Source organism: Acidovorax sp. DW039 (assembly GCF_037101375.1).
Taxonomy (GTDB): domain Bacteria; phylum Pseudomonadota; class Gammaproteobacteria; order Burkholderiales; family Burkholderiaceae_C; genus Acidovorax.
This window is the reverse complement of the sequence record NZ_AP029020.1, coordinates 273,810-291,679: the sequence shown is the minus strand read 5'-3', so window position 1 is coordinate 291,679 and position 17,870 is coordinate 273,810. Positions and strand designations below refer to the sequence as shown.

The following is a 17,870-nucleotide window of genomic DNA, read 5'->3' as shown; positions in this document are numbered from 1 at the left end:
TGCTGAGGCGGGAGGGGCAGATGCGTTGATTTCGGCTACCTTGCGATCTTCGAGAGCTTGTTCGTAAGCCAGTCGCCGGAATATGTGAACCATGTCGCATGGCTGCTGTGTCGAAAGCACGGTGCAAGAGGTCTTCATCTCCCTCAAGGGCTGGCTTGTTTGTGCCACAGGGGGCTTTCCATTTTGGGTGCCTAAAACAACAGCTTGAGCAGCATGCGTAAAAGTGGCGATGCCAGCTTGAGTAGTGAGATCAAGCTAGCGATCCACCGTGAGCATCGCTCCTACGACTGCGGGTGTCGCTATGATTTTTTGGTGAGAAGCGGCAGGGGGCATTGTGGGTACTCGTGCACCCGTGGGCATTCTTATCTCTCCAACGGCTGCAGGGAGCTTTCTTTGAGCACGATGTCTGGGGTACCGAAGTGCCTACCGTGACCGTGAAATGCAAGATGGCCAGCGAGCTTTTTGATGACGAGTCCCAAGACACACCTTTTCGCTGGGTGTTCAATGAACGGTTTGAGGCAGAGGATGCCACTGACCCGCCGCCACTTGGTCAAGGGTGAAGATACAACGCTGGTGGTGGTACCGCTTCAACCTGGCACGTAGAGCGTCCAAACATGCAGGCGCGCAAACCCCGACTTGTCTTCAAGGTACAGCTTTCTCAGCCCCTTCTCGAAGACACGCTCGAAACGTTGACCTGGATCTTGTGGGGAGTCGAAGATCCGTGAGATCCGCTGCATCTGAGCCGGGTTTTCTTTGAGGAATCGTTTGTAGGATTTCGGTCCGACGCTGGCGTTGTGATGCACTGCCAGGCACTGGTCGCTGTCACTTTCGAGCACTAGCTCTGCCACGGCGTAGACCACGATACGATCCTGATGGGTTTTGAGGCTGCTGCGGTTGATTTGAAGCAGCGCTTGAGCTGGGCGGGTCTCGATGTCTCCAATCTGAGATGCGAAGTTGGTTTTGAACTCACATGCGGTGCTCGACGGAGCATCGCTCCGCACGCTGGTCAAAACCAGGTCACGGCGACCGTCTGACTCGGTGAAGGCAGTACGGCCCATGGCCTCTTCGATGGCTGGCATGCACACGTTGCGCAGCGTCTGCTCATACCCGCCGTTGCGCACGCCACTCATGAACCATGGCTTCCACAGGCAGGCAAGGCCTGCTTCGAGGCCAGCGCGAAAGCTGCTGTAGGTGTCAGGCATAAGCACTATGCCTCAGCGGTGGTGGCGCGAATGGCTTTCATGGCTTGCCGTGGGCCCATCTTCAAAACCTCTTGCAGCCGCTCCAGCTGCTTGGCACGAGGATGAACGGAGCCGGTTTCCCACTTGTAGACAGAAAGGCTCGATACCCCAAGCAACTGCGCCATCTGGGCTTGCGTGAGGCCCAGCTCATGACGCTTGGCGATCAGTGCTTGGTCGTCAAAAACAAAACCATCAGGAGAGCGGGGCACGCGCGGCTCTTTGACTGGCTGCTGGCTCTGGAGCAATTTTTCCATTCTGGCCAGCTGCTTGGTGAGCGTACGCACCTAGCCGCTCAGCGCTTTGACTTCTTGCTTGAGATTGGTGACTTCCTCGCGCTGTTTACGGTCAGATTGCTTGAGCGCGGCCTGATCATCCTTGACCTGCTTGCGAACCAGGCGGGCGATCTCCGCCTGAAAAGACACTTGGAATGCCGTCATGGGTAAATTCGTTGGATATCGAAGTTAAAACGCCGCCAGTGGCGTGAGACCAGTGGCGGCGTTTTCTATGGGAGTAGGGCGGCTGTTTACTTAGCTGCTTTGCGCTTGGCAGCCTTGGGGTCCACCACAGCTTTGAACTTGGCCCCTGCAACGAACTTGGGCACCGTGGATGCGGGGATCTTGATGGCGGCACCAGTGGCTGGGTTTTTGCCGGTGCGCGCAGCGCGCTTGCTTGCCTTGAACGTGCCAAAGCCGATCAACTGCACCGCTTCTCCTTTTTTGACGGTGTTTTGAATGGTCTCGATCAAGGTGTCCAGCACCCGGTTTGCGGCGCTCTTGGACAGTTCGTTCTTGGACGCAATTAACTCAACGAGTTCTGGACGATTCATGGTGTCGTTGCCAATGATTGTTGTGAGCGAAGTGTAAGCGGCGATGCACAGAGTGTGTGCAGGTGTGGGCTACTGGATACAGCTGCGCTCGCAGCTCAGGCGTCTCTATTCTTCTCACTGGTTTGAATGCCGAGGGTTTTCGCCGACTCGGGGTTCTGCTCTATCCAGTTTTGCAGTTCGGCACCAGAAAAAAACATGGGATTTTGCAGCCACTGTGGAACCGTGTAGCTGAGCTGTTTCGAGGTCTTCAGTGGCGAGGACGCCCGCGCACTGATTCCTTGAGTGCGGGGCTGGTGTTTTTCATAGACGGTTGCCAGATGCCTGCTCGTAGTGCGCACCAGCGCATCAATCAACTCGGGGAATAGGGTACCAATGAGCGCATCGTATTTGCTGTTCCGAACGTAGCTGTGCTTTATGGTTGCAATGCGGTGCCGTGCTGCTTTACTCCATTCCCCAAAAATGGCCTGCTGCTCTGAGGTCATTGGCACATCGAAAACTTTGGCCGCAGCAAGGTATATCGGTGTGAGTTCGTGGGTGATCCCCTTGCCCTCCGACATCAGCACATTTAACACCTCAAACCCTGTGTTCAGCTTGCGCGATAGACCACGATCAAATTTGAGTGAAAGCAGCCCTTCCAGCAGCCCGCGTGGGTTTAGAAAATCGTTCTCATCGGCGCCTGGGAAACCTTTGGCGGCAAGCAGCCTTGCATGCTCGCACAACTGCTGCTTTGCTTTCACTACAGCAATGAACTGTGAAGAGTTTTGCGCTGGCCAGCTGCCCTCAGTGTCTTGGAAAAGAAGGAAGTAACGGTAAGCAGACTCAATGTAGAGATCAACTATCTGGCGCCGAGGGATCGCCTTGATCCGCTCAAGCTTTTCTCTTTGCTCTTGGAGAGCATCGTCCTCAGCGGAAGCCAAATCACGGACCTCTTTATCGAGTTCCATGGATCTATCGCGCAACACTGGATTGAAGATCCACTGCTTCAATTGGGATGAGTTGACGACCAGTTGTTTGAGCTTGTCCCTGGTGATGCGCCCCTGCAGGCGGCTGAGGTCAATCTCAATCGCAGGCATTCCAACCTTCTGGATCCTGTTGCGCCTCTCCTCCGAGATGCGGTTCGATACCGTGACTTCTATGCACAGAACAGGGTAGGAGGGGCCATTTGAGGTATCCACCGCCTGGCAGACGAGATCAGGACGGGTCAGGCCCAATCTCTTTTCCATTTCCACATTGGAAAGCCGCAAGCGCTGCTCAGGAAGCCTCCATGTCCGGTGGTGGTGATCAATCTCAGAGAAGGCCTCTGCATACACAACAGCTTCAGGGGTATGCAGCTCACCAGCCTCCTTGAGAATGTGCTTCACAGCGTAGTGAAGGACGGTTTCAGACTTGAGTTCAGCGGGCATGTCGCTGGGAAGCTCCAGGTCATCGGGGGCAAGCGCCAGATGCTCAATGGCGGTATCGCGCGCCTGACTATTGGCCTCTTCCAGAATTTCCGCGTCATTCCAATGCTGACGCCAGCAGGCGGCGGGGTTCAAGGTGATGAGCTGCCTCAGCTCTTGAGGATCCATGAGAGCGATATCAGGATCGTCCACCTCTATGACAATGGTGGCCCCATGGGTAGTTGAATCATGGGGGGATGCTGCATCGCCATGCAGCACGACGTTGATTTTTCTGCCATCGGCGCAATGCAGCACTGCCGGGGCACTGTTGCTGAACTCGACCTTGGTGATGTAGATGCGCTCGGGTGGTCTGGCCGCGATTCCTTCATAGCTGGTGCCATCCAGTCCTGTCATAGTGGCCTTGCGTTCGCGTGCAGGCAGATCTATCCAGCCCAGTTCATTCATAGAACGCAGAAGGGCCAGCCGCGCAGCCACGATAGAGCAGTTCTTGCTGTTGACGCCTTGTTGGTGGCGGAAGTGGGGTCGAACCTTGCGCTGGATTTTTGCGTTGTTGACGGCGATCAGCGGACTGCCGCAACCAGGGCAGAGACAGCGAGATTTGGCACCAGAGCGGTCAGGGCCTAGTTCCAGGATGTATGTGGCCGAGTTCGTATCTGCATCATGGGCCCAGGCAATGATCAGCTCACGCAATGCCGCGCGAGCCTTGCCTTTCTCAACTTGCTTGATGGAAGTCGTTCCTGCCACTGTGCAATCGTACCCCTGGCTCTGTCCACTGCAATCAGTGACTGGCTGAAAGTGACCTTAGTTCATCCTCGCGCTCCAATTCGTAAGTTGCTCTGAGCCACTGGCGCATCGTGTAGATCAAATCCCGCATTTCATTGAGGGCTTTTGCGAAATCATCATTCGACATTTCACACGGAGGCCTCAGGGACGTTTTGGGAGCACTCATCAGCTGCAATGCCTTCTTGTGCAGATCGTTTGTCATAACAGATAGGACCTGAGCCTCAAGTAGCAACCGCGTCGGAACTCTTGCCTTTACTCCCGCATGTTTGAGCAGATCTTTCAGACCAGAAACCGAGATTCGTTTCACGGTTTCTTCGTATGACGCGGGGCGTTCCTCCGTGGTCAGCAAACTACGGATCGCAAGACTACTACGCACTGAGGGAGCGATTGATTGGATGTCCCTCACAGCAACTGAACCGCCCCGCATTTTTTGAAGGTAAAACGTCAACGCTGCGGCGGGAAGATCGTCAAGAGCCGTGAAAATAGCATCCCAAGGTGCTTTCCAAGCCTCAGGGTTGCTGAGCCTGTCGTAGGCGATCCCCGCAGGCCAGAGCACATGCCCCTTGATTGCGATCACTAATGACTCATCCAGGGTCATGAAAAGGTCCTGAGATGCCATGAATTTCGACGCATCTGCCATTGAGCGGGCACTGATGCTGACGGTCCGAGTGGCATCCAACTTATCTGCGAAAATGAACCTTTTGGACGGCTTATCGCCCATGGTTGACGTGCTCAGAAACCTGGATTCAGTGAGAGTGTGGCTCTGAATGCCCAATGAATCCGCTTTCAGGACTTCTATCGCCCTATCACGAACAACTGATTTTTGTAGCTGGGCCTTATGACGATCAATCGCTAGGCTGTTCAAAAAAGGTTCGCAGTTGGGCGCTGTAGCACTCAGGAAGTATCGAAGACCCATGGTGTGGACTTCGCCTGCGTGCGTTCTGGTGCGTAGGATTTGTATCGTGCCTGCATGCTCATCCACGGATAAGATTTCTCCATGGAAGGGGTACGTCGAAGTTCCCTCACCACGCCTCTCAAACGCCATCTCAACGCGCGACCCAGCGAGCGCTGTGAGTATCTTCACGAAGTCATCGTCTATCTCTTCGTTCATTGGCTGATCCAGCTAAGCAAGAGTAATCACAGATGAGAAGACACAGCTCACATGGCTGATTGCTGTGGAACCGTGCGGTGCAAACCCAGAAGGACTGATCCGTATTCGTACGGAGTGCGCTGCAGTATTACGGGATGATGGCAACCTGTGCACTCCATGCGGCTTGAACAATGCTGCGGTGAAGCCGATCACTGCCAGGTTGTGCAAGGGGAGTAGCGACTGCAGCACCGGGTAGTGTTCGTCCAGGCCGCGCAGATCAACAAGACGGAACCGGGCGCGGTATCAAAAGCAATCAGTGAACGCTCCCGTAACTGCTGCCGCGAGTAACTCTTCGCCTCGCGCCGGAAAATGGCCTCATAGGGTAGTAAGCCGGGATATGACCAGTTTTGACTCATAAGCTTTTTAGCTATTAAAAAGCTGCTGTTTATTCCTTCTTTCTTTGACGTGCTTTCCATTGTCGGTATTTCTTGGCCCGCTGAACTCACGACCTCGACAAATCAATAATTCGTGGATCCACCCCGAACATGAGGTGCCGTGGTCACAACGCGCTGTCCTCGGTCGTCAAACTCCATCGACCCGCTAAACTGACAGCGCGGAGTCTAAAAGATGCACTTGGTGACTCCAGCGCCAGCCTGATGGTTTTGCGGGAGAGTATCCAGTTGGGGCCCTCATTGATCCATAAAAAAAGCCAACCCGTGGGCTGGCTTATAGTGGCTCTGAGTGTCCTCAACAAAATTTATATGGCTTGAGCAGCGACTGCGTTGTCATCACCAGCTTGCAACTGTTTCCTGGCCGCGTGAAACGTTGAGTCACCACGGGCTAGTTCTTCAATATAGACGCCACGCTGGCCGACGATTTCGAAAGCTTTAGCTGCTGAGCAGCCCTTTGCTTCTTGGATATTTTTAGCAGCGAGCTTCAGCAAGTCATCAACTGTCCCTGTCCGGACGGCCTCAAGGTAGGCGTAGGCCTCACCATGGGCGTTTAGGGCAGCGCGGGTTGATTCCGCCGAGGAAATGGTTTTTCCCACTATGTCGTGAACTTTCATAAAAAACTTCCTTTTGGGCCCGTTACCGTAAGAACGCCGCTCCCGGACCAAAAGCCGCAGCGCCTTGTGAAACTGTTTGGGTCGTTGACTGGTGGCGCACCTCATCAGAGCCATTAACTACGCCCGTGATTGCGGCGTACCGCTGACGTCACGTATAGCGGTGCTCCGTTTGTCGGACTGGATCAATGCAATGCGCCTGCCTATTTTGGGCGAGCACCATAGAGCCTGATCAAGACTCTCGGCACCCTGTCTTCAGATGTTCAGGCCTTCAAAGCGCTGCTCAAATAGAGAGTCTGAAGGGGCCTGAGTCTTCGTGAAGACCCAAACACCGCCATAGCGCCGCAGCCGAAGCGCGCGAGCGTGGCGACCCAAAAACTGCTCTAGCGTTGCCAGATCCGTTTCGACATGACCAGCGGCGACCATTGCTGCGGAAAGTTGATCGGTGGTGGCGCCTGTCGCGCCAGAAGCACGTAAGCGTTCAATAGCGTTTGTGATACCGATGGCATTTACTGAGGCAGTGCAGTGATGCCCCAGTTCTGGATGCATATGGAGAGTTAGGCAACGAGGGCAAACCTTCACTTCCGGCAGGTCGGCAACAGACTTACCAATCAAATCTTCCAGTTTCGGTTCGCCCGATGCCTGCTGTTGAGCATCAGTGACGACAAACTTCATGATCAAGTTCACGCGCCAGCCGTCAGGATGCGCTTCGTCAAAGCTCATTGTTGGCGACAGGAGTGTGAAGTGAGGCTTGCCGCGAAAGTCTTTGTCCGGTATTACGATGGTGAAGTTGAGGCCCAAACTGGTACGAGCCGTGTTGTTTAACACGGAGTAGCTGTCTTCAACGGCAGGCGTCAAGGCGCGAATCTGTGTCGATGGCTTCAACCAGAGGTACGCGGTACGTTTCCCGAATTCCCTGGCGTATTGGGGGGCAACGTCGTGCAAACGCTCTTCCAGGCTCGTGCGGGTTGGATAGGGCAGCAGGCCGCGCCGCATGGCAACAGTGGCTTTCGTTGGTGCGAAATCCACATCGTCAATAGCTTTGAGAATTGAATCGCGGGTGGAGAGGTGTTCGCTTTCGAAAATCAGGCTGTGCGTGTCTACCGCCAATCCACTGTCGAGCACTATCCGATGAACAATGGGGACCAATGCCTGTGCAGCCCAAGTGGACACGCCAAGAATGACTTCGATGCGCTTAGTCAGGTGCGCCCAGTGTCGAGGGAGTTCTTCCCGACGCTCGTAACGATGCACCAGCCGTGTTGCTAATGGGGTGGCGTGCTGTCGGACGAGGCTGTAAGTCCAAAATCCTAGCGCTGCGGCCAAGACCTCATGGGCATTGGAACGGCCGAGGTGGTGACCTTCGGAAGCAAATGCCTCAATTAGGGCCGTGCAGATGGGCTTGAAAAGCCCAGCGTCGAAATCAGACATGAAATTTCTCGCGTAAAAATTTCAGCCATCGAATTAGTGCACGGGTTGTAGTCACGATGGCCGAGATTTACGGAGGTCCGAAACTCGAAAAAGCGGTCGTGTGCAGCGACAGTTCCTTGTTCAGCCTGTGCGGTCTAGGTCAGGTTGACGCTGCCTTTTTAGTATCGGCCGGTATGTAGGCCACTGTCAAGTGATCGGATTTACAGCATCGAGTGCCTCCCATCTCAAGGTGTCGGTGCGGACCGCCATTGATCCTGCGGGCATCATCTAGTCAGCAGCGTTCCAACGCCACATGCTTCGCAGCCCGCCCCACTGAGCCATCTCGTGCAACGCAGCGCCAAGGGCACGCCGCGCGGCGCTTAGACGTCACGCGAGCACGTCATCGGCCCACGACACAGTAGGCACAGGGTCAAAAACTAAAGATCACTGGCGCACTCAGGCAAATGAAGTGGCGTTCAGCATTTGTGTCAACCAGATGGACACACCCAGATCTTCGTCGAAAACTACCATGTGTCAACCATTTGGACACGACTTTGGAGCGGTCTGTCTCGCGCGTTCTCGGTGGCGCGGCGTAAGTCACTGATTCCAAATGGAATTTTGGTGAGTTTCGCACCTAGTAGCTGACGCCAACCAGCTGCAGTAGGCACAACATCAGTTGCGTGAACACTTTTCGTTTTGAGGTGCCTCTCTCAACGTCGTTATTTCTTACGATAAGAGCCGTAATCATAAAAACTATCGTAAATTAGTAGCGTACATTACGTAAAACGTAACGACTACAAATACCGTATTTAAGCTAAAATGCGCCATCCACCCCTCACTCAAGGCAACGCCATGCAGGAAAACAGCGCTGAAAACCACGCCCTTGCTTACCCCGCCATCACCGCTGCGCTTCGCGATCTGCCTGTGGGCGCTGGCCGCAAGGAAAAAACGAAGCTGGTGGCCAGGATGCTTTTCTTGGACTTTGGTATCCACCCGTCTGCAAAGGTGGTGCTCGATTTCACGCGGCAAGGCTCCATGAGCGACATCAGTCGTGACCTCAGGGAGTTCTGGGAGGAGCTACGCAAGCGGATCCGGCTTGAGCTTCAGGTGCCAGTGGTACCCGAGCAGCTTCAAGAGGCATTCAGCGAGGCACTGAGCAAGATGTGGGCGTTGTCCAGTGAGCACGCGCAGCAGAGCCTGGAAGTCACTCGTCAGGAGTGCGAGCTGCAGGTGCATGAGGCGCAAGGTCAGGTGCAAGCTGCCCAGCACGAGTGCGCGAAGGCGTGGAGTCAGGTGGAGGCGCTGGGCGTTCAGATGGCGGCTTTGCAGGAACGGCTGGTTGCTGCCGAAAAACGCTCAGAAGCGCTGGTAGCCGAGGTCTCAGCACTTGAAGCCAAAGCCCAGAGCTGGAAGGACCAGGCCGAATCGGCTGCCGCAGAGCGCAAAGAATCCGAAACGAGGTTCCTCCAAGAGCTGGAGAAAGAACGCGCTGAGCGCCGTGTGGAGGCCGAGCGGTTTGGTGGGGAGATCAATTTTGCGAAGCGCCAGATCGATACGGCGCGACAGGCAGAGAAGGACGTGCGAGAGCAGCTGCAGATGGAAAAAGCCAGCAAGGACGCAGAGGTGACCACCTACCGCCAGCGCATGAACAAGACCGAGGAGGCGCTGATCGCTCTTCGTGCCGAGCATGCGCAAGCCAACAGCCAGAAGGCCTGGCTTCAAGACAAAGTGGCGGAACTGCAGGAGCGCGTCAAAGAGCTGGCCAAGGCGGGCTCAGCCAAGGCACCACGGGCGCCACGCCGTGCCGCCATCAAGCGATCAAAGTTGCGGTGAAAGAGGTTCGGCAGGGATTCATGTAAAAAACCGCAGAAGTGGGCTTAAGCCCATGATTGCACTGCATTTTTTGCAGTTCATCCTCCTTCCCGCTGTAGGACCTCGCCAAAAGTGCGGTTGAACCGGCAATGCAAATGCATTACTATGCGTAGCATTCCTCCTTCCATTCGGAGATTGCGTCATGCCAACCGCACTTGAAGCAGAGTCCACTCTGACCGACCGCTACCAGACCACGGTTCCAGAAACCGTCCGCCGAGCGCTTCGCCTGGGTAAGCGCGACAAGATCCACTACGCGATCCAGTCCACTGGCGAGGTCGTCCTGACCCGCGCCGCTGCCGCAGAGGCGGACCCCGTCATCGGGCAGTTCCTGGATTTCCTGGCCCGCGATATCGCCGTGCACCCGGAACGTCTCCAGCGCATTGACATGGGCTTGGTGCAACGGGGGCGCGAGCTGACCGTTGGTGTGAAGTTCGACATGGATGCACCACTCTCACCAGAAGACGAATGAGCCGCATCCGCCATGTGGGTGCGGGTGTTCCGCCGTCACGCCTGCCCAAGTCCTCAGAAAATTCGACACCGCAACCCGAGGTGGTTATCCATGGATGGACGGTCTTCGCGCACCCTCTGTTCCTTAATCAGTACGAGAAGCTGCTCCAGCAGGTTGCCGAACTGCAAGCGAAAGACCCGACGGGCTACGAGAAGAAGAATTCCGCAAAGAGGCTTGCAGCCATCGTCAGCCTGGCGTTTGATGTGATTCCGCAAGACCCGGCACGGCCTGAGTACCGGCAGGGCAACACGCTTGGCGATGAAAACAAGCACTGGTTCAGAGCCAAGTTCTTCCAGCAATATCGGCTGTTCTTCCGGTTCCACGCGCCCAGCAAGCTGATTGTCCTGGGCTGGGTCAACGATGCAGACACCAAGCGCGCATACGAGAGCGATTCTGATGCGTGTCGGGTGTTCAAGAAGATGCTGGCCAGTGGTCACCCACCGAGCGACTGGGAGCAGCTGCTGGTAGAAGCGCGTGCCCAGGTGGCACGGCTGCGCGGCAGCATGGGGAGCGCTCCACGCTGACTTCTCAGGAACGGGAGGTACTTCTCTTGAGGCGGGAATCGTACTGCGATACGTAATACGGCATTACATACCGTTTTCGGCACCTTTGCGGTCACGGTGACGGCATTTCCTCACATTTAATAATCTGGCGTTATTCAATGTGAGGCCGGTTTTGAGCTGTTCCGCCCGGTGCGGCCGGTACGGATGACCGCTGGGGTTGCTGGCAAAAGAGGCCGATGCTGAGCCGCGAATTTCTCAACGGAATCATGTGGTTAGGCTGAGTTCTGCGGTTTTTTACATGAATCCCTACCGACCCTCAGCAAATGTCGATGCAGATGGAAAGGTGCTGAGCTTGCAATAAGGGGCGGTACATCTTGATGGCCAATCTCGTGAGACGATCCGACCATCAGTCTTGAATCGATATTCACCGCTGAATTGATTTCTGCACGGTGATCCCCTCGATATTTATTCCGCACCGTAGACCAGACTGTAAAGAACGAGCGACTCTTCTTCGACCGGTGTAAAGCTACGCGCAGCTCAGCGGTCGTAGCTCAGGCTCCACCGCCTCATTATCTTTGTGCCTTGTAGCCCCGGCCAGCTTCAGGCGTGGTCCGTCTGGCAAGTGTTGACGCAAATGCAGCAAGCCCTTGGCATTCTTGAGCCCTGCCCTAACCACCACCTCGTCTTGGTGAACGCCTTCATGCAGCAGCCGCACCAGCAAGGTGTTTCGCACAATCTGTGGACCCAGGCGCAGAGGCGGCGCTTCATCCACAGAGGCACAGGCCTTCAGCAGAAAAGCACGCACCAGGTTCAAAAGCTGCTCGTCGGTCAGCACCTTACCCGTTTTGCCAGAAAACAGGATCTCGCTGGCAGCGTGCGCTGGCGATGTTGCCTTCACCCGCAGCCACTCCACGATACCGACACGTGTGCGCTCAGAGATCAGAAGCTCACGCACTCGGGTGTAGCTCTCGCCATCCACCTTGATGGAGGCATCCTGTTGGCCAACCTTGTCCACGAACGCTTGCACCAACAGCCCGCGCAGTTCAGCCGGTGTGAGCCCCAGCTCGAACAGCACTCGCAGCAAAGCTCGGTTGCGCACCGCGATCTCATGCTGGGCGACTTCGGGGCCAATCGGCTCATCCAGCATTTGGATGCAGCGATTCCAAACGCGTGGAGAAAGAATCGCGCCCAGCGGGTTTTCTTTGGGAGGTTTTTCTTGTTCGGACAAAGAACTGGCTGGGTTGTTTAAAAGGATGCCCTTTTCGACAGCAAAAGCATAAATGCGGTCTAACACACGCCAATAACGACGCTTGGTGATTGCACTGACGTCTGCGCCGGTTTTTCTGCTACCAATCCCAGAGTGGAGAAAATTCAATACAAAAGGCGCAGTGACATCGGCCCAGTGGACAGAGGGCGCGCAGGCTTTCACACGTTCGCCATCCAGAAAACGCTTCCATGTACTCCAGATGTACCGGTACGCATCCGCATCCTCTTCTGAAATAGGACGGCGATCAGAAACTGCGCAGTGGCGAAGCCATTGCTCAAAGATTTCATCTGCGCTGAGGATGGAAATGCTGGACATGACGGGTAAGCGTTATGCCCGATTTTAAGATTTCTAGCTTCAAATATCAAACCAACCCTAAGAAAATCGATTTATTGAAGTCACCGGTGCTATTTTCACCTATAGAACAACATTTTAAGACTCGGAAGCAAGTAAGCTCTCTTTCGTGGTAACAGCTTTGGCTATTCAATAGCGCGTGATATGTAATCCAAGTTGACTCATTAAGAGAAAATACCGCATCAACATCAGGTAAATATCCTTGCGGCGTGCCACTCAGAGCGAGTGACAGATATTAACCTGTCTTATTGTGGCGCACTTTCAATCCGTGAACTGTAAACCACTGTCCTGATAAGGGCTTCAGGAACGTAGTGCACGTATTTGCATGGTGACACTTTGGCCTAAATTGTGGGCCCGGTTATGTAATCCAATCCTAAAAGATGAGCAAAGACGAAAAAAACCCCGGCCACAGCCCTAAGGAAGGTCTGCAAAATCCCATTCGCCAGCCCGGCACAGCCTGATGTCGAGCGCCGCCTCACCTGATGCCTGCGCAATCCGCTTTTTGGGGCCGGTTTGACACCGTTTGCAGGCCTGGTTCAGCCCTTGTGGCACCACTTTGGCACCCCACAGACGCACCTATCCCTGCAGCGCCATGATCCGCTTCCTGGCCATCCACAGGTTGCCAAGCGCAAACAGCATCGTCAGACGCGCCGTGTTCTTCTCTAACCCACGGTAGCGTATCTTGGCATACCCAAACTGCTGCTTGATCACCCGGAACGGGTGCTCCACCTTGGCCCGCACGCTGGCCTTCAGTCGCTCGACCTTCTCCAGCAGTTTGTGCAGCTCCCGATTGGCATCGAGCGTCTTGCGCTTGCCCGGGCGCATGGCTACGTGCCACTTGATCTTGGCCTTGCTCCCTTGCATCTCCTGGCGCTTATCCACGCCCTGGTAGCCCGCGTCACCCCAGGCATGCTTCTCTTTGCCATGCAACAGTCCTGCTGCCTGCGTCACATCGTTGACGTTGGCAGCTGTGCCGATGACGGTGTGCACCAGTCCTGAGTCGGCATCCACGCCAATGTGCGCCTTCATGCCAAAGTGTCACTGGTTGCCCTTTTTGGTCTGGTGCATCTCTGGATCTCGCTCACCTTCTTTGTTCTTGGTTGAGCTGGGGGCAGCAATGATGGTGGCGTCCACGATGGTGCCGGTCTTGAGCATCAGGCCTTGCTGGGCCAGTCCGGTGTTGATGGCCGCCAGCACCTGCGGGGCCAGTTGGTGCTTCTCCAGCAAATGGCGGAAACGCAGGATGGTGGTCTCATCGGGCATGCGAGCTGCACCATCAAGGCCTGCAAAGCGGCGGTACAGGGGCCGCTCGTGCAGTTCTTCTTCCATGGACGGATCGCTCAGGTTCCACCACAGCTGCAGGCAGTGGATGCGCAGCATGGTCTCGATAGGAAACGGTGGGCGCCCACCCAGGGCCTGGTGCGAGCCCCGGGCGAAGGGGGCAATGAGAGCCACCAGCGTTGCCCAGGGCACCACCTGGTTCATCTCATCGAGAAAGACCTCTTTGCGGGTCTTCTTGGGCAGTGGGTCCAGGCCCAGGGTGTATTGATCCATGGCGCCATTGTCTTGGATGCTTGGCGCTGGGGAGGATCAGGTCAGGAGGTTTTGCAGACCTTCCCTAGCTTACAAAGGGAGTAGCGACAAATGCTGAATCAATCTGCCTGCTGGAACTGGTGCACCATTTGGAACCGTTTAACAACGAATTATTGTGTTCGGCTGGCGCATTGGCGTCTGCTACTACCTCAGTGGTCGTATTCGGTGGACGCAGCAGGTCGTTATACCCATCGCTGTGGGCCGCCATCGAATCCATCGCCTAACGAGATATTGAAGCTGGCCAGCGCGTTTTTCGCTCAGGCGGAGCTCTACCACCGACTCAAGCCGTGAAGGCCTTTATCGACAAGTAGCGCAATGCTTTCGGGGTTGAGCCGCTCTGAAAGGTCTTGAAGGGCGCCCCGTCTGCGTATTGACACCACGCCGCCCTGATGCGCGAGCATCACAAGTTGCTGCGCCAGAGCCAAGCGCGACGAGGTGCTTATGCCGCAGATTCAACGCGTCTGGCAGGCCAACGTGCAGGTCTACAAGATGTGACAGTGGCGCGTTGTAAGGTCGAGCGCCTGATGCTCAGCCTGGGCCTGCGCGGGTAATGCTTGGAAAGGTGATGCGCACTACGGTCGGCGATGCAAAGACACCCTGCCCGTTGGATCAGGTCAACCGCCAGTTTTGTGCTGAAAGGTCCAATCGGTTGTGGGCCAGCGACTTCACTTACGTCTCGATCTTGCAGGGCTGGCATTGCGTAGCCTTTGTGATCGATGTGTTGGCCCGTTGTATCGTCGACTGGCGAGTGAGAGGTTCGATGCTAACCGACTTCGTGCTCGATGGGCTGGAGCAAGCCCTGTACGCCCTCCAGCCTGAACTGGATGGAAGCTTGACGTGCCATAGCGACCGCGGGTCGCAAAACGTCAGCATTCGGTACTCTGAGCGACTGGCTGAAGCGGATATCGAGCCGTCAGTGGCCGCAAGGGCAGAGCTATGACAACGCCTTGGCTGAGACCATCAACGGTCTCCATAAGGCCGAGTAATCCAACGCCCGCTTGGACTCAATGGGTAAATCCCACCAGTAGAAGCTGAGGCAAACTACTATTTGTAACTCGCCAGTCAGGCCACTGTGGGAGTACGCTGACTTGAACCAAACAGCCTCCGCAAAACAAGGTGCGATCTACATTCTTGCAGGCCTTCCACATGAAAAAGTCCTCTCGGAGAACTTCATATGATGCCCTACGAAGACGTATTACCGGGTGATCCGTTTGAGCGCTGGCACCAAGTCACATGTCGCAACTACTCTGTGACCGAGTGTCAATCGATCAAAGACCATGCTTTCAGCGCAAAAGTACAAGTTCATCCTTTCGGCGATCTGGCGGTGAGCCAAATCAGCTCTAAGGTAAGTCATGGTGTGGACTTGAAGGTGACCCGCAGCAATAGGGAGATCCGAAAAGACTACCGTGATGACTTTGTGATGTGGACTAGCCGACAAGGTACGATCACATTTGAGCAAGCTGGCCGTTGTACGCAGTTGCACGCGGGTGACATGATGCTGCACGATCAAGCTGCTCCTTTTAGCCTCGCCTTCAGCCAACATTCAGCGGCCTTGATGGTTATCGTACCGCGCCGCCTCATGCTCTCTCGGTTTGTGCAAGCAGAGCACTACACCGCCATGCGGATCCCATCTGAGTCGCCTCTGGCACGCATTGCTAGGGCAACGGTCAACGAGATCGTCTCGCCCGACTGTTCCGCCCAGATGCGCACAATCGGTGAAAAGGTCTGGAGCCCTATGTTGGATCTCTGGCTCATGGCCTTACAGACCAGTGATGCACAGCCTGTACAGCCGCGCGAGACACAAAAAAACATGCGCCTTCAATCGGTGCAGCGCTACCTGCGTCAACGCTTGAGTGATCCTGATGTCAGCCTGCATAGCGTTTCTTCAGACCTGCACATGTCCAGCCGCACGTTGCTTCGTCTTTTTGCATCGCAAGGAACCACACCTATGCACTGGCTGTGGGAGGAACGTCTTAAGTCCAGCTATGCAGCTCTCGCGTGCGGGCAGTTCAAACGGGTCAGTGACGTCGCGTATGCGCATGGTTTTAGCAATTTAGCCCACTTCAGCCGTTCCTTCAAGGCGCTGCATGGGATCAATGCTCAACAGTTGGTTCGCGATTTCCAGGCGGATCAGACCGACTGACGGTTGCCCAGTGTGAGTTGTCTTTTTTAGGAAATCAGATGTCGATCACATGCAAATAGATTGGAGATCCGAGGGATAGGATCATTCTGAATTTCCATCAACTCAACTCAGAGGTCCTCGCCATGCCCTATCAAATTGACAGCATCGACCCTAAGAAAACTGCGATGATTGTCGTAGACATGCAGAATGACTTCGTTGCCGAGGGGCTTCCCATGCAGTCGGCCCAAGCATTTGCCATGGTCCCCCGACTTGCTGCCACTTTGGCGTTCTGCCGCAACCAAGGCATCAAGGTTGTATATACCGCCCACGTTCACCGCAGGGATGGCAGCGATATGGGGCTATACGACGATCTTTATCCTCCGATTGCCAACCGCTCGGCACTTGTCGACGAAACCCCTGGTGTCGATATCTTTCCTGAGCTTGCCCCAGCGCCCGGTGAGCACGTGGTCAAGAAGCACCGCTACAGCGGTTTTTTCGGGACAGACTTGGACATCATGCTTCGAGAGTGGGGAATCGACACGGTTATTATCTCGGGTACCACGACTGAGTGCTGCTGTCTCTCAACTGCTCGTGATGCGATGTTCCTCAATTACAAGACCGTATTCCTTTCGGATGCAACGGGTACCTTCGACTATGCGGATGTAGGTCAGGGCGCCATGAGTGCCGCAGAGGTTCACAAGGCAACGCTCGTCATCCTTGCTAGTTCCACTGCGCACGTTATGACCGCCCAAGAATTCCAGGCCAAGGTGCTCTGATAATCGCTTCGCCACACCGCTTCATTGCACAGATAGCCCCCATTTCTGGGGTGTGTGCAATTTATAGCTAAAGACCAGCTACAAGCTCCCCTATTGGACTGAGTACAGCGAAGCAAGCAAAGCCCGTGGGGCGCGCCGATGTGCCGCAAACACTAAAAGAAGAGAACGAACGACTGCGTGCCGAGGTCGCGTGCCTCAAAAAATTGGAGGCCTTGATTCGGTCGAGGAGATCAGCTGCGCCGACAAAGCGCGTCTGATTTCCGGGTTGAGGAATCGTCATAAATTGGCATACCTGTTGCAGGTCGCAGGCCTGCCACGCAGCACGTTCAACTACCAATGCAAGGCGAGCCAACGCACTGACCAGCAAAGCGCCTTGGATGTATGGTGTGACGAGCATGAAGGACGCAACGGCTACAGACGGATCACGGCCGCGCTATGCAATGCGGTGGCGGAGCTTATCAACCCCAAGTGCGTGCAGCGTCTGATGCGCAAGAGGGGGCTGCGCGCGATGATTCGGGCGAACATGCGGTCCCGGCGTGCTCTAGGCGTCAGCGATGCACACGTGCCGAGCGTTCTGCAGCGAGACTTCTGTGCGATCGCACCAAACCAGAAGTGGGCAACCGATGTCACCGAGTTCAATGTGAATGGCCACAAGCTCTACCTGTCAGTATGCATGGATCTGTACAACCGCGAGATCGAGGCAGCGCTGGCGCGGACCGTTTGCACGGGGGAACTTTCGTCCATTCCGACCAAGGTTGGCACTAAAGGATGCAGCCCTATAGAGCGTTGCTTGTGCAACGGGGAGTCAAGCAGAGCATGAGCCGAAAAGGCAACCGCTTTGACAATGCGGCAATTGAGAGCTTCTTCGGCACCCTCAAAGCAGAGTACTTCCGGCTTGCTGTTCCCAACAGTCTTGGAAACGCTCGAAGCGGGCGTGCAGGATTACGTTCTCTATTACAACCATGAGCGCATCAAGCTCAGATTGAACGGACTCAGCCCGGTGGGATACTGGCTGAGAAACACCGCCTGATTGGCAGCAAGGCAACTGTCCAACTTCTGGGGGGCAGT

At 55.4% G+C, this 17,870-nt stretch carries 15 protein-coding genes, 2 pseudogenes and 1 other annotated feature; of the genes and pseudogenes, 7 read left to right on the top strand and 10 right to left on the bottom strand.

The window, feature by feature from the left end; all coding sequences use genetic code 11:
• Window positions 1-587 precede the first annotated feature (587 nt).
• From AACH87_RS23050 to AACH87_RS23015, 8 genes are all read right to left on the bottom strand, one after another.
• Entirely contained in the window at window positions 588-1,202 is a 615-nt protein-coding gene (locus AACH87_RS23050) for a hypothetical protein (protein ID WP_338799172.1), read from the bottom strand.
• Window positions 1,203-1,207: 5 nt separating this feature from the next.
• Complete coding sequence (locus AACH87_RS23045; protein WP_338799171.1) at window positions 1,208-1,495, bottom strand: helix-turn-helix domain-containing protein; 288 nt, start codon at window positions 1,493-1,495, stop codon at window positions 1,208-1,210.
• Between the two features lie 30 nt (window positions 1,496-1,525).
• Complete coding sequence (locus tag AACH87_RS23040) at window positions 1,526-1,678, bottom strand: hypothetical protein (protein ID WP_338799170.1); 153 nt, start codon at window positions 1,676-1,678, stop codon at window positions 1,526-1,528.
• 86 nt (window positions 1,679-1,764) lie between these two features.
• Complete coding sequence (locus AACH87_RS23035; RefSeq protein WP_338799368.1) at window positions 1,765-2,082, bottom strand: HU family DNA-binding protein; 318 nt, start codon at window positions 2,080-2,082, stop codon at window positions 1,765-1,767.
• Window positions 2,083-2,162: 80 nt separating this feature from the next.
• Window positions 2,163-4,211 (bottom strand): hypothetical protein, encoded by a 2,049-nt coding sequence (locus AACH87_RS23030; protein ID WP_338799169.1) that lies wholly within the window; start codon window positions 4,209-4,211, stop codon window positions 2,163-2,165.
• Window positions 4,212-4,245: 34 nt separating this feature from the next.
• Window positions 4,246-5,166 carry a hypothetical protein gene (locus AACH87_RS23025; RefSeq protein WP_338799168.1) on the bottom strand — a complete coding sequence of 307 codons (921 nt, stop codon included), beginning with the start codon at window positions 5,164-5,166 and terminating at the stop codon, window positions 4,246-4,248.
• Window positions 5,167-6,097: 931 nt separating this feature from the next.
• Window positions 6,098-6,406: a hypothetical protein gene (locus AACH87_RS23020; protein WP_338799167.1), complete on the bottom strand. Its 309-nt coding sequence runs from the start codon at window positions 6,404-6,406 to the stop codon at window positions 6,098-6,100.
• Window positions 6,407-6,658: 252 nt separating this feature from the next.
• Window positions 6,659-7,831 carry a hypothetical protein gene (locus AACH87_RS23015; RefSeq protein ID WP_338799166.1) on the bottom strand — a complete coding sequence of 391 codons (1,173 nt, stop codon included), beginning with the start codon at window positions 7,829-7,831 and terminating at the stop codon, window positions 6,659-6,661.
• A gap of 831 nt (window positions 7,832-8,662) precedes the next feature.
• Between AACH87_RS23015 and AACH87_RS23010 the strand changes: the two genes are divergently transcribed.
• The 3 genes from AACH87_RS23010 (at window position 8,663) to AACH87_RS23000 (ending at window position 10,714) form a co-directional block, all read left to right on the top strand.
• Entirely contained in the window at window positions 8,663-9,643 is a 981-nt protein-coding gene (locus AACH87_RS23010) for a DNA-binding protein (protein WP_338799165.1), read from the top strand.
• Window positions 9,644-9,824: 181 nt separating this feature from the next.
• On the top strand, window positions 9,825-10,151 hold the full coding sequence (locus tag AACH87_RS23005; RefSeq protein WP_338799164.1) for a type II toxin-antitoxin system PrlF family antitoxin: 327 nt from the start codon (window positions 9,825-9,827) through the stop codon (window positions 10,149-10,151).
• A complete protein-coding gene (locus AACH87_RS23000) occupies window positions 10,148-10,714 on the top strand; it encodes a type II toxin-antitoxin system YhaV family toxin (protein WP_338799163.1) in 567 nt (188 codons plus the stop codon). The genes AACH87_RS23005 and AACH87_RS23000 overlap by 4 nt, the downstream gene beginning before the upstream one ends.
• 505 nt (window positions 10,715-11,219) lie before the next feature.
• Here AACH87_RS23000 and AACH87_RS22995 read toward each other — a convergent pair.
• Window positions 11,220-12,275: a hypothetical protein gene (locus AACH87_RS22995; RefSeq protein ID WP_338799162.1), complete on the bottom strand. Its 1,056-nt coding sequence runs from the start codon at window positions 12,273-12,275 to the stop codon at window positions 11,220-11,222.
• A gap of 612 nt (window positions 12,276-12,887) precedes the next feature.
• Window positions 12,888-13,865 (bottom strand): annotated as a pseudogene (locus AACH87_RS22990) (IS5 family transposase).
• A gap of 261 nt (window positions 13,866-14,126) precedes the next feature.
• On the opposite strand from AACH87_RS22990, the pseudogene AACH87_RS22985 reads away from it, so the two are divergent.
• The 4 genes and pseudogenes from AACH87_RS22985 to AACH87_RS22970 form a co-directional block, all read left to right on the top strand.
• Window positions 14,127-14,887: pseudogene (locus AACH87_RS22985) on the top strand (IS3 family transposase); the annotation flags it as partial.
• Window positions 14,150-14,266, top strand: a sequence feature (AL1L pseudoknot). Its footprint overlaps the pseudogene before it by 117 nt.
• A 194-nt stretch (window positions 14,888-15,081) precedes the next feature.
• On the top strand, window positions 15,082-16,047 hold the full coding sequence (locus AACH87_RS22980; RefSeq protein ID WP_338799161.1) for a helix-turn-helix domain-containing protein: 966 nt from the start codon (window positions 15,082-15,084) through the stop codon (window positions 16,045-16,047).
• Window positions 16,048-16,169: 122 nt separating this feature from the next.
• Complete coding sequence (locus AACH87_RS22975; RefSeq protein ID WP_338799160.1) at window positions 16,170-16,802, top strand: isochorismatase family cysteine hydrolase; 633 nt, start codon at window positions 16,170-16,172, stop codon at window positions 16,800-16,802.
• Between the two features lie 190 nt (window positions 16,803-16,992).
• Window positions 16,993-17,622, top strand: coding sequence for an IS3 family transposase (locus AACH87_RS22970; protein WP_338799159.1), 630 nt, complete (start codon window positions 16,993-16,995; stop codon window positions 17,620-17,622).
• The last annotated feature ends 248 nt before the right edge of the window (window positions 17,623-17,870 follow it).

What these genes read in the sequence shown, in the direction of transcription:
- AACH87_RS23050 (WP_338799172.1), bottom strand. Translation starts at nt 1,202, where the DNA reads ATGCCTGACACCTACAGCAGCTTTCGCGCTGGCCTCGAAGCAGGCCTT.
- AACH87_RS23045 (WP_338799171.1), bottom strand. Translation starts at nt 1,495, where the DNA reads ATGGAAAAATTGCTCCAGAGCCAGCAGCCAGTCAAAGAGCCGCGCGTG.
- AACH87_RS23040 (WP_338799170.1), bottom strand. Translation starts at nt 1,678, where the DNA reads ATGACGGCATTCCAAGTGTCTTTTCAGGCGGAGATCGCCCGCCTGGTT.
- AACH87_RS23025 (WP_338799168.1), bottom strand. Translation starts at nt 5,166, where the DNA reads ATGGGTCTTCGATACTTCCTGAGTGCTACAGCGCCCAACTGCGAACCT.
- AACH87_RS23020 (WP_338799167.1), bottom strand. Translation starts at nt 6,406, where the DNA reads ATGAAAGTTCACGACATAGTGGGAAAAACCATTTCCTCGGCGGAATCA.
- AACH87_RS23015 (WP_338799166.1), bottom strand. Translation starts at nt 7,831, where the DNA reads ATGTCTGATTTCGACGCTGGGCTTTTCAAGCCCATCTGCACGGCCCTA.
- AACH87_RS23010 (WP_338799165.1), top strand. Translation starts at nt 8,663, where the DNA reads ATGCAGGAAAACAGCGCTGAAAACCACGCCCTTGCTTACCCCGCCATC.
- AACH87_RS23005 (WP_338799164.1), top strand. Translation starts at nt 9,825, where the DNA reads ATGCCAACCGCACTTGAAGCAGAGTCCACTCTGACCGACCGCTACCAG.
- AACH87_RS23000 (WP_338799163.1), top strand. Translation starts at nt 10,148, where the DNA reads ATGAGCCGCATCCGCCATGTGGGTGCGGGTGTTCCGCCGTCACGCCTG.
- AACH87_RS22995 (WP_338799162.1), bottom strand. Translation starts at nt 12,275, where the DNA reads ATGTCCAGCATTTCCATCCTCAGCGCAGATGAAATCTTTGAGCAATGG.
- AACH87_RS22980 (WP_338799161.1), top strand. Translation starts at nt 15,082, where the DNA reads ATGCCCTACGAAGACGTATTACCGGGTGATCCGTTTGAGCGCTGGCAC.
- AACH87_RS22975 (WP_338799160.1), top strand. Translation starts at nt 16,170, where the DNA reads ATGCCCTATCAAATTGACAGCATCGACCCTAAGAAAACTGCGATGATT.